Genomic DNA, 21,408 nt, shown 5'->3' with positions numbered 1-21,408 from the left:
CACTGTCATTTTACGGTAATCAAAAGTGAACTCTGAAATAAATACCAAACTTCGTTATACTGAACGGTTTATCGATGGCTCATAATGAATGAGCGTGTATTGTTTATCGTCCACATATGATGTCGCTTTGTCTATCAAATGACGTTTGTTTCTTATTTTGCACTTTTAAGGCCATAGCATGACCGTTTCTTATGCACCTATTATTACTTCATTGCTTGATAATGATTTGTACAAATTTACGATGTTACAAGCCATGCTGCATCAGTTCCCGCAAACCCATGGTGTTTATCGCTTTCGCTGCCGTAATAATAAAGATGCAGCCTATCCATTGGCTGATATCCGAAAAGATCTAGAGCAGCAACTAGACAGTTTATGTGAATTGCGCTTTTTGCCAGATGAGCTCGAGTACTTGCGTAGCTTACGCTTTATTCGCTCAGATTTCGTTGATTATCTAGAATTATTCAAGCTAAAACGCCGCTTTATTACGGTAAGTACAGACGATAAAGGTCGCCTGTTTATCGATATCGAAGGGCCAATGATTCAAGCGATGTTCTTTGAAGTATTTGTACTGGCTATTGTCAATGAGCTGTATTTTAATGCGCTATCTAATGACAGCGTGATAGAAGAAGGGCAACGTCGCCTCGATGCAAAAGTAGCGCTATTACATCAGTATGCCGAAGAGCAAACCCAGTACGGTCAGGATACACCACCATTTATCGTCGCTGATTTTGGCACGCGTAGACGTTTTAGTCGACGCTGGCAGGCACACGTAGTGGAGACGTTACATAAAGCCGAGTCAAAGATAGTTGGTGGTACATCAAACGTGTATTTGGCCAAGCAGTTAGGAATGACGCCAATAGGTACCATGGCACATGAGTTTATGCAGGCGTTTCAGGCATTAGATGTGCGTCTGCGTGACTCACAAAAGGCCGCACTTGAAGCGTGGGTGCATGAGTATCGTGGCGACTTGGGTATTGCATTGACAGACGTAGTCGGCATGGATGCGTTCTTACGTGATTTCGACTTGTATTTTGCTAAGCTATTCGACGGTCTGCGTCATGATAGCGGTGACCCTTACATCTGGGGCGACAAGGCAATTGCCCATTATGAGAAGTTAAAAATAGACCCAAAAACTAAGATTCTAACTTTTAGCGATGGGTTGGATTTAGGGAAGGCGTGGGAGCTGCATCAATACTTTAAAGGGCGCATTAGAACGAGCTTTGGCATTGGCACCAATCTGACCAATGATATGGGCATTACGCCGATTAATATCGTGCTTAAATTGGTAGAGTGCAATGGTCAGCCAGTCGCCAAGCTGTCTGACAGCCCAGGCAAGACCATGATCAATAATGACACGTATCTTGCCTATCTTCGCCAAGTTTTTGAAGTTGATGAACCAGAGTAAACCGAATATCAAACTGTTGCGTTGCCAAATGAGATTGATGCGCTTGGCTTGACTAAACAGCTGCTATCTAGTGGCTGTTTTTTGTTTAACTATCAACACTACTGGTGGATTTTTCTTCGGCAAAGGCCGCATCCAATGCTTGCTGTACAGCATTGATACGAGTCTCGCAAACACGATAAGCGGCAATAGATTCTTCGACCGTTGTCATTAGATTATCAATATCAGGCTCATCCTGTTGCTGTAGTTCAGCCGCATTGGTTTTTAAAATATCGTAAGCCGCTTTAAAGGTTTTTGGGGCGGCTTTTTTGCGTCGGCGAGTAGGGGTTGTCATAAAATTTCCTAATTGTTAAAGGTAAGTCGGTGAGTAATCTGTAGATATTATTATGTGGTTAAGTTAGAGCGCCTGAGGTTTCCGTCGCTTCTTTATCCATAGTGACATCGATAATCTGCGCTTTTGCGTTGCCATCTTTTAAAATGATATTGACAGTTTGCTCAGGATAGAGTTGGGTACTACTAGTGAGCGTCTGCTTGTTTTGAGCATCCATTAGCATGGTATAGCCTTGCTTGAGCACGCGAGACGGTCGATGTAATAGCACAATATCACGTAGATGTTCACTATCACGCTGTGCTTGCACAATTTGCTGTTGCGCGTTTTGCATGATTGACTCTTGATGACTTTTGCTATTGGTAGCGGCTTTTGCGAGCTGTTGATGCGCCAAGGTTTGCGTTTGTGTGTATCGCTCAGCCGTCAGTCTGACGGCTTGCTTTACTTGGCGCTGGGCACTTTGTTGAATACTGCGCCATGCATAGTCACTGTCTTTTCGTAGAGCGGTGAGCTGCCCAATCGTTTGCGATTGTATTTGACTTAACTGTCGCGCAGTTTGTTGCTCAGCAGTATTCAATTGACGCTGAGCCGCTTGCTTGATTTGTGCCTGATATTGTAGCGTCTGAGTGACGAGCTGGGCCAAGTGGTTATGGATAGCAGCAATCACCTTTGAGGGTGTATCAAAGCTAGTATGAGCGACTTCATCTAAGATGACTTTGTCACGTTCATGACCGATACCCACCCAGACAGGGACAGGCTGCTCAGCAACCAAAGCTGCCAACTCATAATCATTGAGATAAGCCAAATCACCAACCGCACCGCCGCCGCGAATGATGACTAGTAAGTCTGGTAGGCGTTGATAAGTATCGTAAAACTGCTGCTGGGCGCTAACGATGGCTTGACGGATTTCAGCGGGTGCATGATTGCCCTGAAAGGTTGCATTATGGTAGTGGAAGTGACACGCACCTGTACTGGCTAAGCGATCGGCATCTGCTTGAAAATCTCCCAATCCTGCTGCCTTTTCAGGCGCGATGACCAGCACATGCTCAATATCAAAAGGAGCAGGTAGCTGTTGATTGAGATGTAATAGCCCTTCACCTGTTAGGCGGTCGACCATTTCTGCATATTGCCGTGCTAAGTCGCCTAGCGTATAGCTGGGATCGATATCTTCAATCGTGATTGAGAAGCCATACTGGGCATGAAATCCTGCCGATACTTTGAGGAGTACGGTCAAGTCACGCTCAAGCGGCATACCCGTTGCGCGCTCAAACTTGGATAACACACGAGCCGCTTTAAAACGCCATAGATTGCCGCGGCAACTGGCGACCACTTTGCCATCATCATCTTTTTCTGCCAATTCAAAATAATAGTGACCACCTTTACTCGACAGATTACGAATTTCGGCTTTTACCCAGACACGGTGGTCAAAAGTTTGTTTGATGACCATCTCAACCGCTGATAAATAATCACTTAAGCGTAGGACCGTATCTTCTAGATGGTCTTCCTGCTCAGCGAGTTCCGCCTCTAGAGTGGCCAAATCTTTGGCAGGTGCTAATACTTTGGCCTGTTTAATATTTGAAAGATTGGGTTTGCGCATAATATTAGACCAAAGATAATGAAAATATAAAGACTGACGAGGATGTGCTGAATACGATAGCGGATAGTTTAACTTAAAAAGGAGAGCACAAAAAGCGAAGCCAACAAGCTTTGATTGATATATTATCTATATCGCAGTTTGTTGGCTGTTGAATCAGAGAAGAATTGTATGTCACTTAATGTTAGCGGTTAGATCATAAACCTGTTTCCGTCTAAAAGAAGTTGTTGTGTAGAGAAAAGTAAAGGAATGTTTTAGCTAGGTATAGTCGGTTCAAGATAATTTAGATACTAGGAAGGCAAGTGAAAGTGCTACAAATAGTAGGCTGAGTGAGCCTGACACTGTATCTGATTTATATGATATGGACGATATTTATTGGCAACGGAAGTTAATGGTGTATTCATAATCATCGCTACGTGACAAATCTGGTGTACCTGTGCCAAATATTGAGCCAACGACAGCTCCTACTTGGCCAACCATACGGCCAGTACGTTCGTTTAAAATACCATTATATTTTACGTTGTCATCCACGATAATTACTTGCTTGCTTCGACAAGTTTTTTGAGCACTATCGATCGCATTTTGTTGTGCTTTGACCTTGGTATCAGCGATACCGGTTGTCTCATAGATAGAGTTGGCACGCTGAATCACGGGTGAAGAAGGCGTACTCTGACAGGCGCTCAAAGCAAGTGCAGCCACTAACGTAGCCGTCAAACTGGCAGTTTTATTAAAAGTATTCATAAATAATTCCTGATTTATATAAGCAGAACGTCTCAGCTATAGGCAAAGCTTTATGAATGTAGCTTATCTAGATATTACCTGTCTAGACAGTTATTGTGTGCTGTATTACCGGTATATTGCCGATGAACCTAGCACTAGATATAAACCAGTTTAAAACCTTAAGAATAGCAATATTGCAAAACTACAGACAACCGTTATTGACCAAAAATAAAACAAGTCGCATCCGTACACAGCAAATCACTTGAAATATAAATTGTATCTAGGATAATTGAGCCATTCATTTTTTATTAATAAGTAATACTATGCAATTGATTCCTGCTCCTGCTGGTGTGCTCGAGGTTGACGCACTGTGGCAAAATGACAATCCTAATGATCCAAATACAGACACTGTGGCGCTGCTATGCCATCCCAATCCGTTGTTTGATGGTACGATGAATAACAAAGTGGTCACCACCATGTATCGCTTTGCCCGTGATAATGGTATGCATGTGGTGCGCTTTAACTTTCGCGGCGTTGGTCAATCGACAGGCGAGCATGATTATGCGGAAGGTGAAGTGGTCGATGCAATGACCGTGCTACAATGGATTGCTGAACAAACCAATGCTCGAAAGCTATGGCTGGGTGGTTTTTCTTTTGGTGGCTATGTTACTGCACGCGTGGCTGAACAAGTGCTTGAGGCCGCACATATATGGGGGCTGGGTGACTTTGAAGTAACAAAAATCGCTCTTATCGCGCCGTCAGTCGAAAAAAATGACAGCAGTGATATTAACCTGCCTGCGGACAAAACCTTTGAGATTTATGGTAATGCGGATGAAGTGATCGAACCTGACAATATGCAGGCATTTGCAGACCGATTAGGCATTGAAGTTAGTGTGGTTGATGGTGCGGGTCACTTTTTCCATGGTCGCTTATCAGAGCTCAAAGGTTTATTAGACAAACATAGCTTTGGGTAGGACAGCTAAGTTTATTCATAGCTAACTTAGCTTGATGGTTCTCGTTTTGAGATGTTTTGGCATGGCTTGCTTGGTAGCACCAGCATTATGCTAAATTATCCTACTATTTTGATATTTATTTAATTCAACGATGAGTCGTATTATGAGTTTATCTCCATTGCAACGTTACGAGAAAGCCGTCAGTACAGATGAGTTTACTCGGGATGAGCAGCAATTTCAGGCCATGAGCTATCTTGATGAGATATACCATCAGCTCATCAATAGCGCACCGCAAAAGAAAGGTTTTTTTGGATTTTTAAAATCCAAACCTGCCGCACCAACGGGTCTTTATATGTGGGGCGGTGTCGGCCGTGGTAAAACGTGGATGATGGACATGTTTTATGACTCGTTGACCATCGAGCGCAAGATGCGTCTACATTTCCATCATTTTATGCAGCGTGTCCATAGAGAGCTTAACAAACTACAAGGTGAGAGCGATCCACTCGAAAAAGTCGCCGATATTATTTATAAAGAAGCGGTTATCATCTGTTTTGATGAGTTTTTTGTTTCTAATGTCTCTGATGCCATGATATTGGGTGATTTGTTCACTATGCTGTTCAATCGCGGTATTACTTTGGTTGCCACCTCAAACATTGAACCAGCTGGATTGTATAAAGATGGCTTACATCGTGACCGTTTTATGCCTGCCATTGCGGAAGTTGAGCGTCATACCACGGTCATGAATATTGACTCGGGAATTGATTATCGTCTGCGCGTATTGCAGCAAGCTGAGCTATACGAAGCACCACTTACTAAGGCGAACTATCATTGGCTAGCCAACCGTTTTGCGAGCTTGTCAAATAATCAGAAAATCAGTAAAGAGCCCATTACTATCAATGGACGAGAAGTAAAAATCAACGCTTGTACCGAAGATATCTTATTCTGTGATTTCCGTCATCTTTGTATGGCACCGCGATCAGCCGCTGATTTTATTGAGCTTGCCAAACGATTTAGCACTGTTTTAGTTGACTCTGTGCCAGCGCTAGATGACGACTTACGTGATCCAACGCGACGTTTTGTTTACCTTGTCGATGAGTTTTATGATCGCCGTGTAAAATTATTGGTACGGGCAGAGCAGCCTATTCTAGACTTGTACCAAGGAGAGAAGTTGGCGTTTGAGATTGAACGTACTCGCTCACGCTTGCTTGAGATGCAGTCAGAGGACTATCTACGCATGGACCACCGAGTCGAAGATGTTGCATAGTTTATTGCTGAGTTGAGACTGCCTATGTGTCGCTCTCAACTGCTCTATAATTGTTAGAAAATAAGAAAAAGATATTATAAATGACAAGTAGTGATAGATAATAATAAATAAGGATAAAACAATGACTACAACTGACAATGCTGATAATGAAAGCCAAGAGATAGAAGACAAAAAACTGTCTGTGAAGAACGTAGCGGTGAATGATATCTCATCTACCAGTGATGAGCTAATAGGTTGGATCAATTCAAGACGCAGCATGGGCAATCTAGATGAGCCAGCCCCGACGCGTGCGCAGATTGAGGCTGCCATTGAGTGTGCGGCAACTGCGCCAGATCATAAAAAATTGCGTCCGTGGCGCTTCATAGTTACGCAAGGTGAGGCGCGCCATGAGTTAGGCCGTGCCTTGCTCGAAGCAGCCCAAGCAAAAGCGCTACAAGATGGCGAAGAGTTGTCTGAAAAGACCATCACTAAAACTCAAAATATGCCGCTGCGAGCGCCGCTGATCATAACAGCTGTGACTCAAATGCAAGAACACAAAAAAGTGCCACCCTTTGAGCAGATGCTCAGTGCGGGTGCTGCTGTACAAAATCTAATCTTGGCATTAAAGGCCCAAGGATTTAGTACCGTTTGGCGCACTGGGCTGCTATGTAATGAGCCTGCAGTAAAAGCGTATTTCGGTGTAGGCACAGATGATTATGTGACCGCTTTTGTTTATACTGGCACAAGTCCCAAGGATGAGTCCAAACGCAAACCTATTGATATCGAACCGCTAGTTCGCTTCGAGTCGTAATGTAGCTTAGTACTGTCTATTAATAAGATTATAATTTCACAAAGTTGTAATTCAAAGATAATAAGGCCAGTAGCTGAGCACGATAGATTCTATTGATAATACGTCAGTCAACACGGATAAAAGAACATGACAAGCCCTAACAATAGTAATAAAAACAACAGCAGTGCTAATAATGAAACGGACAAAGAGTCGTCTGAAAAGCAGAATGGTATGCTTGCAGGTATTTTTGAGCGAGCAACCAAGTCAGGTCTCGGCCGTAAAAAGTCAAATCCTAGCCCTGTTGAATCAGCTGTGGCAAAGGATATGGCCGACATTCATAGCAATCCTACCAAGCTGCGTTTGGCGTTTTTAGGTGGTGGTAGCTTCGGTACGGCAATGGCAAATTTAGCTGCCCGTAATGGCTGTGATACTACGCTGTGGGTACGTAATAAGCGTACGGTAAAAGCGATGGCCAAAACACAGACCAATAAAAAGTATCTACCAGGCTATAAGCTTGATGATCGACTAAAATACAGCCATGATTTGGCGGCAAGTGTCAAAGACAAAGACATTATTTTTATCGCTGTACCAGGTTTAGCCTTTCGCGAAACGCTAAAAAACATTGCACCTTTTATCAGCGGTCAGTCTATTGTATCGTTGACCAAAGGTATGGAAAAAGACACCTTTGCGATGATGAGCGATATCATCAAAGAAGTGCTGCCAGAAGTGAACTTTGGTGTCATGTCGGGGCCTAACCTCGCTATCGAAATCATGAAAAATATGCCGTCTGCTACGGTTATTGCAAGTGAGTCAGAGCCATTGCGTCATGCTGTACAAGCAGCATTACATAGTGCCTTCTTTAGAGTATTTGCTAGTGATGATATACGCGGCGTCGAGCTTGGCGGCGCGCTAAAAAATATCTACGCAATTGCTATGGGTATGGCGGCCGCTTATGAAGTAGGTGAGAATACGAAGGCGATGATTCTTACTCGTGCTTTGGCAGAAATGAGTCGTTTTGGCGTTGAAGAAGGTGCCAATCCGCTCACTTTCTTGGGCTTATCTGGCGTAGGCGATTTATACGCCACTTGTAGCTCAGAGCTAAGTCGTAACTATCGTATCGGTAATATGCTTGGTCGCGGTATGAGTATTGATGCTGCAGTCAAAAAGCTTGGCCAAACTGCTGAAGGAGTAAATACCATTCAGCAAGTACATGAAAAGGCGACCAAAGCGGGTATCTATATGCCAATTACTCATGCGCTCTATGCAGTCATTTATGAAGACAAAGCTGCTCTAGGCGTTGCGCTACATCTGATGGAAGCTGGGTTCCGTAGCGATGTTGAGTTTGTCATGGCGCATGATCATAGCAATGCAGCACTTACGGCTCATATGAAAACCTCTGGTAGCAATACCAAAAGCAAAGACGGCGATGCTGATAAGTAAGACACACCGTTAAAAATCAGTATTAAGAAAGTCGAACTTAGCGCTCCAAGGAAGGTTATGAAAATTATATTAGTACGTCATGGTCAAGCAGAAGACGAGACACGTCCAGATAGTGCACGTCAGCTGACGGACTTTGGTCAGCAGCAGGCAGCGCAAACGGCAGAGTATGTGAACACTCACTATAGCCCAGATCGTTTTGTGGTCAGCCCTTATACTAGAGCGCAGCAGACTTTATCTGCGTTCCAGTCGCGAGCGCCGCAAGTAGTCTCATCTGTGCAGGACAATATAACGCCCTCTGATGATGCTCGCCAAGCTCTGATAGATATTGCCAATATTGAAGCTGAGTGTTTGGTCGTTGTTTGTCATATGTCTATCGTCGCCTATATCGCGGGATTGCTTACAGGCGATTATCCAGAGTCGTTCTCTCTAGCGGAAGCCAGAGTGTTTGATATGGAATTTGTGATGACTGGCATGGCAACGGAAGTTGATCGTTTTGTTCCTGACCAGCCTTATTAGACTAGACATTCTAATATTTTGCTTAGAAACGATTTGCTAGAGCAGAATTGATTAGATATGACGGATTTAAAATGGTATTGGTACAAAGTTCAGCCCTTTATCAATCATATAAAATCATCCAATACTTTCAAAAACCGCATCAATTCTTAAAGATATTTTGATAACCGCAGCAATAATTGAGGACACGTTCAGTGTTACATGTTTGGTTACGAGCGCAGCATAGCCCGCTAGCTGTCTGGCACGAAGATGTACAGCAATGGCAAATGGTTGACGGTTGGCAACAGTTGCAAACAATTTATGGTAACTATAAGTCCAGTAGCCCAAAGGCGCTTTGTCTATATTTTCCCTCAAGTCACGCATTGCAAGTGGACACGGCGCTCAATGCTGCTCAGCTCAAACAGCTTGGTAATAGCGGCAAGCAGTACTTATTTGAAGAAACGTCATTAACGCCTATTGAGCAATTGAACATCCGTCAATTGAGCCATGCTGATACGACGCAACTGTACGCACTGGCACAAAACGATATTGAATCCTGGCAACAAAGCGCGCAGCTAGCCGGTATGAATATAGTAGCGTTACTGCCAGACTTTTTATTGTTGCCACCGCCAGAAGAGGGCGCAGGTCAGCAAGTGATCCTCTATCAAGATTCGCAGACTATGCTGCTGCGCCAATCATTGCGTCAGGGTATGGCCGTCAGCTATTTACCGCTAATGTTTGAGCGTTTCCCGCATTTGAGTGAAGTAATGGTACAGCCGTCTATTGAGGCATCTATAGAAGCATCGGTCGACTCATTAGATTCCTCATCACCCACGAATTTAGTGGCGCAAACTAAAGCGTTGATCGCCGATCATCACCTGCTACTGACGACCCTGCCTACAGTACCTAAGCCAATTGACAATCCCGAACGTCATGCGCTTAATTTCTTTATGAAATCTACTGACTCACAATTATCACCATATTTGCGAGTGGCGATGATGGTTGCGCTATCAGCGTTAGTGCTGCAAATGGCAACCGATGGTGTGCAGTGGTATAAGTATAATGAAGCGACCGCAGCAATCAAGACGGCAATTGCGGCACAGTATCAATCTTGGTTCGCCGATGAGCCACTGAGTACGCGCACCAAATTGCAAGTACAGCTGCAACCAAAACTGCGTAGCGATAGCCAAGCACCTGCATCACATGTGGCCGCACTGTCACGCATATCACCATTAATTAAGCAGTCCTCATTGCATGCACAGTCACTGGTAATGCAACCATCAGCGCTCAGTTTTACCTTGATTGCTCCAGATCGCGGTAGCCTTGATAAATTCACAAGCACACTGGTAGCGCAAGGCTTGAATGCCAAACTTGCGCAAGTGAATAGTAATGACCAAGGTCAGTTTAGTGGTCAAGTCACTGTCAATGTGATAGAAAATAATATTGTAGAAAGCAGCGACATGGCAAATAATGCGGCAGCGTCGTAACTCATCAAGGTATTGGTAACAAAGGTCACAACATGAAACGATTACAACGCCGTACCAAACGTCATGCAGCGGTCTCTGCAACCAGTACTAAGGCTCATGTATTGTCAGAGCGTATGAATAATTATCAAAATGTACTAACGACGCGCTGGCAAGCATTACCTCCCCGTGATCAGCTAGCATTAGCTATATTGTCTATATTTTTACTGTTGTTTATAGGCGGCTATGGTGGCTATAGCGTTCATCAAGCAGCGAGCGATAGTAAGAGTGACTATCAGGAACAAGTGGCGGATTATTTTTGGTTGCGTGCTCAAGCAGGTAATATTGATAGTAGTGCATTGAATGCTGGTAACAACGCTACTGGAGAGGCTGATATGCCGCCTGCTAGTCGTATTAACGCGCTGCTCAATAACTCAGGTATAGCAGGTGCCCAGGTGGTTGCGACTGGCGATGCAGTGCAATTGAGCTTTACGCATCCTAGTCAAGCGGTCGTCAGCACTGCACTGGGTAAGCTTGAACAGCAAGGTTGGCAATTTACACAGCTATCTATGCAGCAAGACCTGACCAATAAATCTATTCAGGTACAAGCAACGGTCACTTCTTAAAACGCGTCAGACTGTGATAGAAATTTTAGATACTTATAACACTGTGTGTCTAGTACTCGACACTCAATCCTCGACAGCAAAATAATGCTTTATCGGTGGTATCATTGAAAAGCCATTTATCCGGCTCCATTAAATAGTTAATCATATGACTATTGAATAAAAATATTACCAGTAAGGAAAACCTCACATAATGCGGGACAGTATGAGCAATGATAAGCGCCGTTCTTTAATTACTTATAACCATATCACTTATTTCTTATATGTGATCAGCTACTTTACTGCAGGTCTGCTGTGGATTGTGCCGATTGCCATGAACTATGCCAAGCGCCATGATGCTAATGGATCATGGTTGGCCACGCATTTCGATTGGCAAATCAAGACCTTTTGGTACAGTGTTGTTTGGTTCGTCATTGGCATTATTTTGATTACCTTTGCATTAGGCGGCTTTGGCGTTAGCGTATTGGCGGATAGTGGCAATATCGCTATTGGCTCAATATTATTGGCTGGTCTTGGTTTGCTGATTATGACCTTTACCTTTATCTGGCATTTATATCGCATTATACGTGGTTGGATTGCGTTGACTGATGGGCGTCCAGTACCGTAGATGTTTAAGAGTACCTTCGTGCTATGTCTTTAACTTAGAAAACGACAATTCATCGTTATGTAGCAGAGACTCATCAGTATTGGTTACTGCTTAAATGTAGAAATTTAGCGACTGAAACTTTGCTCTTATTTCTGTTAAGCTGATATAATCGCTGCGCCCGATTTCATTCGCATTTTTTATTCACTATTTCTTCCAAGCAGGGTCTGCCATCACTATGTCTTATGCCTTACTTCGTCCTTTTTTGTTTAATATGGATCCCGAACACGCCCATGAGATGACACTATCTTTATTGGATAAAGCGCATAAAGCGCGTGTTTTAGGCTTGGCGTATGGTCAGTCAATGCAACCAACAGACTGTATGGGTTTGCAGTTCTCTAACCCAGTTGGTCTGGCAGCAGGCTTGGACAAAAACGGCGATTATATTGACGCGCTGGCTGAATTAGGATTTGGTTTTATAGAAGTAGGAACCGTCACGCCAAGACCGCAAGTAGGCAACGACAAGCCAAGACTGTTTAGAATCAAGCAAGCAGACGCGATTATCAATCGTATGGGCTTTAACAATGAAGGCGTTGATTATCTAATCGACAATGTCAAACGCTGTAAATATAAAGGCAATATCGGTATCAATATTGGTAAAAATGCCGATACGCCGGTAGAGCAAGCCGCTGATGATTATGTGTATTGCTTAGAGCGTGTGTATCCGCATGCCTCATACATTACGGTCAACATCTCATCGCCAAACACCAAAAACTTACGTGATTTGCAAAGTGGTGAAGCACTAACTCAGCTGATGGATACGATCAAAAACCGTCACAGTCAGTTGGCTACTGAATATGGTTTTTATGTCCCATTAGTGCTTAAGGTTGCTCCAGATTTAGAGCCATTACAAGTTGATTATATCTCGCAGCAATTAATAGACTTTGAAATTGATGGTTTGATAGCCACCAATACAACATTGAGCCGCGTAGGTGTCGAAGACTTGCGTGATGGTGATCAAATGGGTGGTCTATCCGGTCGTCCTGTGAGTCATATTAGTACCCAGATTTTGCAACAGTTCTCTGATCAGTTAGATGGTAAAGTCGCTTTGATAGGCGTGGGCGGTATCGATAGTGGTGCCAAAGCCGTCAAAAAAATTGAAGCAGGCGCAGACATGGTACAGCTCTATACGGGGCTTATTTATCGTGGTCCTGGGCTGGTGCAGTCTTGCATTCAGGCAATCGGTGGCTATTACGATGCCATGGAAAGCTAATCCAATAGATAAGGTAATAAGGCGTAAAGCATGAGTGGTTTAGATATTGTGATTGCTATCGTTGTCTTGATTGGCTTATGGCGCGGCTTTCAAGTAGGACTGATTAAAACAGCAATAGGCTTGGTAGGTTGGTTTATCGCCCTTATCGCTGCTACTAAGCTGGCAGGAGTAGTGTCGCCCCAATTAACGGGTATCGTACAAAACCCTGTACTACAGATGGCCATGGCCTTTTTATTGGTAGTGATTGCCATATTGGCAATCATGCATCTGATGGCGTTTGTATTCTCAGGCGTGCTCAAAACCTTACGTTTGGGCGTCTTGGATAAAATGGCGGGCGGCGTACTGGGTGCTGCCAAAAACGTACTAATGGTCTTGGTTGTACTGAGCGTCAGTGCGCCATTGCTAGTACAGATGCCGCAGTGGCAAACCTCCGTACTAGCGCCTGAGCTAATGCCATATGCACCGATGGGCAAGGCGTTAGTATCAGATGTATTAGGCATGGCTTGGGATCAGGTCAATCAGTCGTAATTGTTGAATTGCCTATTATTTTATCTAACTGTCCATTATTTACTTCTTTCTATACTTCTAAGTTTTTGCACGTTTCACTGATAATCAAAAATAGATTATCGAAAAATCTCGTTAAGTTTCTTACAATATCATCAGGTTAGCGGCGTGCGACAGTGAATGGTTTTAGCAATATACTGTCGTTAAGTTTGCCGTTATTGTCGTACTAATGTATGAGTCAAAATAGGATATAGCTATTATGTGTGGAGTCATTGGAGTTGCAGCTCACGAACCAGTCAATCAGATTCTTTATGACGGTTTGACGATGCTACAGCATCGCGGGCAAGATGCAGCAGGTATTGTCACTTTGCAAGATGGGCGACTCTATCTACGTAAAGAAAATGGCATGGTACGTGACGTATTTATGAATCGTCATATGATGAAACTGGTTGGTAAGTTCGGTATCGGTCACGTTCGTTACCCGACAGCTGGTACTTCTAGCAGCGCCGAAGCGCAGCCATTTTATGTCAACTCACCATATGGTATTACCCTTGCGCACAATGGTAACTTGACCAATGCTGAGAGTTTGGCCAAATCTTTGTACATCGAAGATCGCCGCCACCTTAATACTGACTCAGATTCTGAAGTACTGTTAAACGTACTGGCACATGAGATGCAGAATCTAGGCAAGACCCATCCAACTGCTGATGATATCTTTGAAGCAGTAAAAGCTGTCTATAAACGTTGTGAAGGTGCTTACGGCGTTGTCGCTTTGATCACGGGTCATGGCTTGCTTGCATTCCGTGATCCAAACGGTATCCGTCCACTTATCTTTGGTAAGCGTATGGCACCGAATGGCGGCACTGAGTATATGGTTGCCTCTGAATCAGTTGCATTGACAGGTTCTGGCTTCACTATCGTTCGTGATGTAAAACCAGGCGAAGCGATCTTTATTGATTTGAACCATAAGCTACATACGCATCAGTGCGTCGAGCAAAAAGAATACACGCCTTGTATCTTTGAATATGTTTACTTTGCTCGTCCAGATTCAATTATGGACAATATCTCAGTTTATAAATCACGCCTACGTATGGGTGAAAAACTGGCAGATAAAATCCTTGCTGAATGGGGTGAGAATCATGATATCGACGTGGTCATTCCAATTCCAGATACGTCGCGTACTTCAGCGATGGAGCTGGCGCTAAAAATGAACGTCAAGTACCGTGAAGGGTTTATGAAAAACCGCTACATCGGTCGTACGTTTATTATGCCAGGTCAGCAGCAGCGTAAAAAATCAGTTCGCCAAAAGCTGAGCGCTGTGCCACTAGAATTCAAAGGCAAAAACGTCCTATTGGTTGATGATTCTATCGTTCGTGGTACGACTTGTCATGAAATCATTCAAATGGCACGAGATGCTGGTGCTAACAAGGTGTTTTTTGCCAGTGCTGCGCCCCCAGTGAAATTTCCAAACGTATACGGCATTGATATGCCAGTACGTAGCGAGCTTATTGCCTCAGGCAATAGTGTCGAAGAAGTACGTGATATTATCGGTGCAGATCGTTTAATCTTCCAAGATTTGGATGATTTGATTGACGCAGTAAAAGATACCAAGCATAGCCGAGTGGAAGGTTTTGATTGTGCGGTATTTAACGGCTGCTATATCACTGGTCAGATCAATGAAGCGTATCTTGATCACCTGCAAGAGCAGCGTAATGATACTGCCAAAACTGGTAAAAAAGGCGTACAAATAGTAGCTGATACCCCAGTTGATATGATGGGCGTAGAAGAGCTTTAAGCTAAACTAAAGCCATTGTTTTCAGATAACAAAAAGCTAGATTCTAAATAGAATCTAGCTTTTTTATGTTTAAAGTATCGCTAAGGGTACTGACGTTTATATAAATGGTCAAAACAGTTTTAGCCTAAGAAGCTGTTAAATAACCAAAACAGACCATTGATTGCTGCGATACCGACAACCATACTGACCAAAAGCTGACGGCTGATATGATAAATAAACAATACCAAAATAAGTGCACCGACTTGTGCCATTAATAGATGCAACTCGGTGTCATATAAAGTAACAGTCATCGATAAGTCCTGATAGGAAAGGCTAGTCAAAATTAGCAGCACCATCACGGACAACGGTAAGCTCTCATTTAATCGATGTAGCCAAGGTGTATCGAGTAGCTTTCTAGGTATCAGTGCTGGCAATGCACGAGTGATAAAGGTCACTGCTGCCATGGCAAGCGTAGCAAAAATAAGATAACTACTGGTCATAAGAGTCTCCCGTCTTTTGACGCTCTATCCAAAACCCACGTACCAAAATCATAAACATACAGATAGTGATGGCTACTAGTAGCAACCAGTCACTGGTAAATAGCGAAGCAATGATTAAGCCAAGCACGGCAATACCAATAGGGAAGTAGCGTTTGATACTTTGAAATTGCTCATAAGCAAGAATCGCAAACAGACAAACCAACGCAAAATCTAAATTTGGTACCAAGTCACTGAGCGTACTACCAATCATTACGCCAACCGTACTCGCCAGTACCCACCAGCTTTGGTTAAATAAGCTAATAGGAAGTATCAGGGCTCGTCGCGACTCATTTGGTAAGCTTGTCATGATCGAAAAAGTCTCATCAGTCAAAGCAAACAGACAATACGTCTTGGTCAGCTTATTTTTTGGTAGATACTGTAATAACGGCATGCCATAGAATACATGGCGTAGATTAATCGCGGCAATATTGGTGGCGATATTGCCAATCGGTAGGCCAGCGCTTAGCATTGGCAGACAAGCATACTGAGCTGCACCAGCATAGAGAATGATACTGAGCATAATCGTTGCCCATATCGGGATACCTGCTACCTGTGCGAGTACACCAAAGGCAATACCGGCAGGCAGATATCCCATAGCAACTGGCAAGCTTTTTTTAAAGCCCTCAGCCCAGTGGTAGCGGTTTTCATGTTGATGGCTTAATTCATTTGAATGAGTATTCACACGATATCCTAAATTTTTCTTATGATATTTTTATAAATCTATTGATATAAAAATTATTGATTCAAACGGTATTGCTGCAAAATTAAAAAGTAAAAAACGTGCTTAATAAAAATGATTTATCGAAAATTGATAGAGCAAACATAGTATAAAATTAACTAAGTTTCAGGTTGTGGTTTTTCATAACTGCCAGTCTGATTGGCACGGTACAAAAACCCACCTAGGATGACTAGTCTCAATAATAATAGACACCACACGCTAAGCCAAATACCTGTCATATCCCATTGCTGATAGAGCAACCAGCTCAAAGGGAAGAAAATCGCAGCCAGTATCAGCGCCGCATTACGAATCACACTACCAGCCGTCAAACCGAAAAATATCCCATCCAGCCAATAGGCACCGACGCCGACAAGAGGCAATAGTACAGCGTATAAATGGTAATCATAGGCGAGAGCAAACACTGACTCAATATTGGTCATAAATCCTAAATACGTAGGCATTGCAAGCCACCAAATGGCGCTCAACATGATAGCAAGGCCATAACTAACCACGCCTGTACGCTTCACAATAATACGAAAACGTGGCCAGTCACGTCGCCCTGCGGCTTGTCCACTCAATGTTTCAGCAGAGACAGCGACGCCATCTAAAGCGAAAGCAGATATGCTTAATACTTGCAATAAAATAGCATTGGCAGCCAGTATGACATCACCGCTTTGGGCAGAAAGTCGAGTAATCCAAGCAAAGCTTAGCGTTAAAATAAGGGTACGTACAAAGATATCTTTGTTTAAAGAAAATAACCTAAGCATCTTTTCTTTCGTAAAGTATTGACGATCTGCTTTGAATAATACAGACCACGATATTTTTAAATGTTGGCGGCTCAACCATAATGCCATCAGTATTCCAAACCAAAATGCAATAGTCGTTCCCAGTGCAACACCAGCTAATCCCATTTGCATTGCAAATACAAAAAACAGAGTCAGTACAATATTAAGTACAGCAATAAAGCCTTGCTGGTAAAGCATATAACGGGTCTTGCCTTGTCCTGCAAACCAACCAATAAATGCAAAATTCATCAGCTCCGCAATCACGCCCCAAAAGCGTACGTCTAAGTAGGTTTTTGCTGCGCGTCCACTTTCAGGATTGGCTGACAGTGCTTTTAAGCCAAAATCAATCAGCCATGGTTTTGCGAGTAGTAATATTGCTCCAATAACAAACGCCAATAGTAACGCGCGTTGTAAGATAGACAGCAAAGGCGTGGGCACTGATACGGCCGATGTATTGCTAGTATTATTAGCCAGCTGTCCCAATGCCTGCGCAGCAAGCCCAGATGATGCATACTGCAAAAAGTTAAAGCTAACAAGCAATAGCGATAGCAGCTGTATGGCTAAACCCATACCAGCAAGTTTCGCTGTGTCATTCATATTGCCGACAATGGCCGTATCAATCACGCTCTGCAATGGCATAGCCAAATTGGCGAGTAGCACAGGCAATGCAATCGCGACAATACGCTTATAGCTTGTGTCAATAGGTGGCATCGCTTGAGAAGTTGCTGAATTAGCTGACATGGGTAGCTCGTTTATACGTGAACGATAAAGAGGTGTGTTCGTTAAATGATAATAAAATTGTAAGGCAGTACATTTAATATAAGAGACAAAATAGCTATAAAGACAAAAGCACCTAGACTCATTATTCATGAGTCAGGTGCTTTTATTTAAACGTTGTAGCTGTACAATCAGTAATTATATAAAGTGTGATAACACGCTAGTTCAACGTATCAATCCATCTAATATACCTTACTAAACGTTGTCTTGCTCAAACATTTTTGGATCGTTGAAAGTAACGATTTCTTCTTCAAATTCTGGTTTTACTTTTACGATAAAGTCATCACGTGATAGACCCATGCGCAGCGGAATCGAGCTGGCAATATAAGTCGATGAGTAAGTACCTGCAAGCAAACCAATAAACAGAGCTACTGAGAACCAGTATAATCCATCACCGCCCAAGAAGAGCATGGCTAGTACGACCAATAGAACAGTTGAAATGGTCATAATCGTACGGCGTAGCGTTTCGGTCAATGACAAATCAATCGTCTGTTCTGGCGTAATTCCGCGAACACGACGGAAGTTTTCACGAATACGGTCATAGACAACGATGGTATCGTTCAATGAATAACCAATCAATGCTAATACCGCAGCCAAGACTGTTAAGTCAAATGGGAAACCGAATAGTGCAAACACACCGATGGTTACGACGGCATCATGGAATAGTGACAGTACTGCACCTAGAGACAGTTTGAACTGAAAGCGTAGGGCAACATAGCCAAGCATACAAACCAGTGCCAATACCAATGCCATGACTGAGTTTAGATAAACCTCATTACCAACTTGGCTACCAATGATATTCACGTTGCTAATCGTAGCGGTATTGTTAGGTAATGCCAATGCTTGCGTTAGATTTGCACTTAGCCCATCGACGTTATCAGACTGAGGGGGTAGACGTACCAATAGCTCTTCACGAGTACCTAGATACTGTACAACCGCATCATCGAAGCCATTGTCTGCTAGTGCTTGTACAACAGCAACTTGCTCAACAGGCTGCTCATAGCGCACATCAGCAGAGACACCACCAGTAAAGTCTAGTCCTAAGTTCAGACCGTTTACCGCGATAGCAATGATACTACCGATCACCATAAATAAAGATAGTAGTGCCATCGGCTTTTCTATCTTCATAAATGGAATGATACGCTGGTTGCCAACCGCTTTGATGCCACCTTCAGCGACGGCTGCGGCATCATCAGCGGCGTCACCTGATATTACGTCAGAATCAACAGCGGTAGACAGTGCTTGACTGTCTTTGACATTTTGACCTTTACCACCGCGACGACTAGGGCTTTTACCTGATTTTGCGGTAGTAGGGTTATTGGTTTTAGTATTGCTACCTTTACCATCACGACGCGGTTTGTTACGGCGACGCGTACTTGCATTGGTCGTCTCACCGTTTGAGCCATTTCGATCAGGATTATTCTGCTGTTCTAAAGGGTTGTTATTATCGCTCGCCATAATATTCTCCTAACCGATGCTCAGACTTTTGATGGATTTACGCTTACCATAAGCAATTTGTACCAGTGCACGTGTCACCAAAATTGCGGTGAATAGCGAGCTGACAATACCAATAGCTAGCGTAATCGCAAAGCCTTTAATCGGACCAGTACCAATCGCAAATAGGATAAACGCGACCAATAAGGTTGTAATGTTGGCATCAAAAATACTGCTAAATGCACGATCGAAACCTGCCACAATGGCTGATTTTGGCCGGACACCATTGGCAATCTCTTCTCGTATTCGCTCAAAAATCAGTACGTTGGCATCAACCGCCATACCAATGGTCAAGACGATACCTGCGATACCCGGTAGGGTAAGTGATGAACCCAGAATTGACATAATCGCAATGATAATAATAACGTTAACGGCTAGCGCAACGTTGGCAATCACACCAAACAGGCGATAGAAGATAATCATAAACGCGAAGACTAATAGATAGCCGACCTGCGTAGAAAACAATCCTTTATCAATGTTTTCTTGACCGAGTGATGGACCAATAGTGCGCTCTTCTACGAAGTACATCGGTGCAGCAAGTGCGCCCGAGCGTAGCAATAGCGCAAGCTCAGCTGCTTCAGCACTACTATCTAGACCAGTAATACGGAATGATGAACCTAATACCGCTTGAATGTTGGCGCGGTTAATGACCTTTGTTTCAGCGTAAGGTGTGCGTACTTCAGTCGTCTCACCAGTGGCCGGATCTTCTTCGTAAGTGATTCTTTGTTTGTTTTCAATGAACAGTACTGCCATTTGTTGACCAACCGCTGTACGAGTGGCGTTCTGCATGAGCTTGCCGCCAGCACTGTCCAAGGTAATACTTACTTCAGGTAGACCGCTTTCATCTAGGCCAGTTTGCGCGTTGGTTACTTTGTCGCCTGTGACGATCGCTTGACGATCTAACAATACAGGCGGACCATCAAGTGTCTCAAATGGGAATGCTTCTGTGCCCGCTGGAGGTATGCCGCCAGTATAGGTATCGGCGTCTTCTGCCACCATACGGAACTCAAGGTTTGCAGTACGACCAAGTACACGTTTTGCTTCAGCAGTATCTTGTACACCAGGTAGCTCAACGACGATACGGCTAGCGCCTTGCGACTGTACCAAAGCTTCGGTAACACCCAGCTCAGCAATACGATTACGTAGAGTCGTCAAGTTCTGGTTGACCGCGTAGCTATTGATTTCGTCAAGTGTCGCATCGTTATACGATAAGACCAATGCAGGACCTTGATCATCAATAGAAGACTGCAAGTTAAACGTATTGCTCATTGAGCCTTGTAATACGTTTTGGGCACGGTTACGAGTATCAGTATCAGCAAAATGCAATACCACGCCGCGATCTTCGGTCTTGATACCTTTGATTGCTACTCGCTCAGCACGTAGCTCGCGTCGCATATCACGACTGGCACTGGTCAAACGCTGTTCAAGCGCCTTGTCCATATCGACTTCGAGTACAAAGCGTACACCACCACGTAAATCGAGACCAAGCTTCATCGGTCTTGCACCGATATCACGTAGCCACTGCGGGGTAGTCTGTGCTAGGTTAAGGGCAACGACATAGTCTTCGCCCAAGTTTTGACGTAGCACTTCTTGCGCTTTTAGCTGATCGACTGGGTTGTTGAGGCGTACCAGCGCGCTGTTGCCCTCAAACGTACCATCGTGGTTATCTAGACCTGCCTCTTCGAGTAAGCTTTGAGACTCGGTCAAGATGCCTTCAGATAGCTGAGTTCCTGCGGCTGCGCTCGTAATCTGCACAGCAGGTTCGTCAGGATAAAGGTTGGGGGCAGCATATAGACCGGCAACGAGTAGCACGACGGCAATTAGTAAGTATTTCCAAGCGGGATATTGCATAATCACTTCTTTAAGTTGATAAACGACTGGCGACGTAGGCCACAAGTTAGCAGATGGGAAGT

20 protein-coding genes are annotated in these 21,408 nt (G+C 43.8%); 12 read left to right on the top strand and 8 right to left on the bottom strand.

The genetic code is table 11. The features are described 5' to 3' along the window. The first annotated feature begins 178 nt into the window (after positions 1 to 178). Positions 179 to 1,405, top strand: a complete 1,227-nt coding sequence (gene pncB / locus JMX96_RS01055; protein ID WP_201566746.1) for a nicotinate phosphoribosyltransferase — start codon at positions 179 to 181, stop codon at positions 1,403 to 1,405. A gap of 85 nt (positions 1,406 to 1,490) precedes the next feature. On the opposite strand, the gene xseB is transcribed toward pncB, so the two are convergent. From xseB to JMX96_RS01040, 3 genes are all read right to left on the bottom strand, one after another. Next, positions 1,491 to 1,736 (bottom strand): exodeoxyribonuclease VII small subunit, encoded by a 246-nt coding sequence (gene xseB, locus JMX96_RS01050; protein ID WP_101205385.1) that lies wholly within the window; start codon positions 1,734 to 1,736, stop codon positions 1,491 to 1,493. Positions 1,737 to 1,794: 58 nt separating this feature from the next. Continuing rightward, positions 1,795 to 3,327, bottom strand: a complete 1,533-nt coding sequence (xseA, locus tag JMX96_RS01045) for an exodeoxyribonuclease VII large subunit (protein WP_201566744.1) — start codon at positions 3,325 to 3,327, stop codon at positions 1,795 to 1,797. Between the two features lie 369 nt (positions 3,328 to 3,696). Then, positions 3,697 to 4,065, bottom strand: a complete 369-nt coding sequence (locus JMX96_RS01040; protein WP_102090963.1) for a hypothetical protein — start codon at positions 4,063 to 4,065, stop codon at positions 3,697 to 3,699. A 302-nt stretch (positions 4,066 to 4,367) separates the two neighbouring features. Here JMX96_RS01040 and JMX96_RS01035 point away from each other — a divergent pair, with 302 nt between their 5' ends. The 11 genes from JMX96_RS01035 to purF all read left to right on the top strand — a co-directional run bounded on the left by JMX96_RS01035 (position 4,368) and on the right by purF (position 15,203). Next, positions 4,368 to 5,018: an alpha/beta hydrolase gene (locus JMX96_RS01035; RefSeq protein WP_201566741.1), complete on the top strand. Its 651-nt coding sequence runs from the start codon at positions 4,368 to 4,370 to the stop codon at positions 5,016 to 5,018. 142 nt (positions 5,019 to 5,160) lie between these two features. After that, entirely contained in the window at positions 5,161 to 6,261 is a 1,101-nt protein-coding gene (gene zapE, locus JMX96_RS01030) for a cell division protein ZapE (RefSeq protein ID WP_201566739.1), read from the top strand. Positions 6,262 to 6,382: 121 nt separating this feature from the next. Continuing rightward, positions 6,383 to 7,051 (top strand): nitroreductase, encoded by a 669-nt coding sequence (locus tag JMX96_RS01025; RefSeq protein WP_201566737.1) that lies wholly within the window; start codon positions 6,383 to 6,385, stop codon positions 7,049 to 7,051. A gap of 126 nt (positions 7,052 to 7,177) precedes the next feature. Then, positions 7,178 to 8,470 (top strand): NAD(P)H-dependent glycerol-3-phosphate dehydrogenase, encoded by a 1,293-nt coding sequence (locus tag JMX96_RS01020; protein ID WP_201566735.1) that lies wholly within the window; start codon positions 7,178 to 7,180, stop codon positions 8,468 to 8,470. Between the two features lie 57 nt (positions 8,471 to 8,527). Further along, positions 8,528 to 8,986, top strand: a complete 459-nt coding sequence (locus JMX96_RS01015) for a SixA phosphatase family protein (RefSeq protein WP_201566732.1) — start codon at positions 8,528 to 8,530, stop codon at positions 8,984 to 8,986. A 191-nt stretch (positions 8,987 to 9,177) separates the two neighbouring features. Continuing rightward, a complete protein-coding gene (gspL, locus tag JMX96_RS01010; protein WP_201566730.1) occupies positions 9,178 to 10,449 on the top strand; it encodes a type II secretion system protein GspL in 1,272 nt (423 codons plus the stop codon). Positions 10,450 to 10,481: 32 nt separating this feature from the next. Then, positions 10,482 to 11,051, top strand: coding sequence for a type II secretion system protein GspM (gene gspM, locus JMX96_RS01005; protein WP_201566727.1), 570 nt, complete (start codon positions 10,482 to 10,484; stop codon positions 11,049 to 11,051). A gap of 202 nt (positions 11,052 to 11,253) precedes the next feature. Then, complete coding sequence (locus JMX96_RS01000; protein WP_227676841.1) at positions 11,254 to 11,655, top strand: DUF4870 family protein; 402 nt, start codon at positions 11,254 to 11,256, stop codon at positions 11,653 to 11,655. Between the two features lie 214 nt (positions 11,656 to 11,869). After that, positions 11,870 to 12,904: a quinone-dependent dihydroorotate dehydrogenase gene (locus JMX96_RS00995; protein ID WP_057759514.1), complete on the top strand. Its 1,035-nt coding sequence runs from the start codon at positions 11,870 to 11,872 to the stop codon at positions 12,902 to 12,904. 30 nt (positions 12,905 to 12,934) lie between these two features. Continuing rightward, positions 12,935 to 13,432: a CvpA family protein gene (locus tag JMX96_RS00990; protein WP_201566722.1), complete on the top strand. Its 498-nt coding sequence runs from the start codon at positions 12,935 to 12,937 to the stop codon at positions 13,430 to 13,432. 235 nt (positions 13,433 to 13,667) lie between these two features. Further along, the gene (gene purF / locus JMX96_RS00985; protein ID WP_201566719.1) at positions 13,668 to 15,203 is read left to right on the top strand and encodes an amidophosphoribosyltransferase; all 1,536 of its coding nucleotides are present in this window, start codon (positions 13,668 to 13,670) and stop codon (positions 15,201 to 15,203) included. 119 nt (positions 15,204 to 15,322) lie between these two features. Here the strand turns inward: purF and JMX96_RS00980 are convergent, their stop codons facing one another. The 5 genes from JMX96_RS00980 to secD all read right to left on the bottom strand — a co-directional run bounded on the left by JMX96_RS00980 (position 15,323) and on the right by secD (position 21,346). Beyond that, on the bottom strand, positions 15,323 to 15,682 hold the full coding sequence (locus tag JMX96_RS00980; protein WP_201566716.1) for an AzlD domain-containing protein: 360 nt from the start codon (positions 15,680 to 15,682) through the stop codon (positions 15,323 to 15,325). Then, positions 15,672 to 16,403: an AzlC family ABC transporter permease gene (locus tag JMX96_RS00975; RefSeq protein ID WP_227676840.1), complete on the bottom strand. Its 732-nt coding sequence runs from the start codon at positions 16,401 to 16,403 to the stop codon at positions 15,672 to 15,674. Before JMX96_RS00975 ends, JMX96_RS00980 begins: the two co-directional genes overlap by 11 nt. 155 nt (positions 16,404 to 16,558) lie before the next feature. Further along, on the bottom strand, positions 16,559 to 17,965 hold the full coding sequence (locus tag JMX96_RS00970) for an MATE family efflux transporter (protein WP_201566713.1): 1,407 nt from the start codon (positions 17,963 to 17,965) through the stop codon (positions 16,559 to 16,561). Positions 17,966 to 18,196: 231 nt separating this feature from the next. Further along, positions 18,197 to 19,459, bottom strand: coding sequence for a protein translocase subunit SecF (secF, locus tag JMX96_RS00965; RefSeq protein ID WP_201566710.1), 1,263 nt, complete (start codon positions 19,457 to 19,459; stop codon positions 18,197 to 18,199). Positions 19,460 to 19,468: 9 nt separating this feature from the next. Next, complete coding sequence (secD, locus tag JMX96_RS00960; protein WP_101205370.1) at positions 19,469 to 21,346, bottom strand: protein translocase subunit SecD; 1,878 nt, start codon at positions 21,344 to 21,346, stop codon at positions 19,469 to 19,471. Positions 21,347 to 21,408 lie beyond the last annotated feature (62 nt).

This window comes from Psychrobacter sp. JCM 18900 (assembly GCF_904846625.1).
Lineage (GTDB): Bacteria > Pseudomonadota > Gammaproteobacteria > Pseudomonadales > Moraxellaceae > Psychrobacter.
The sequence above is the reverse complement of the archived record's forward strand: the minus strand, read 5'-3'. Positions and strand labels throughout refer to the sequence as shown.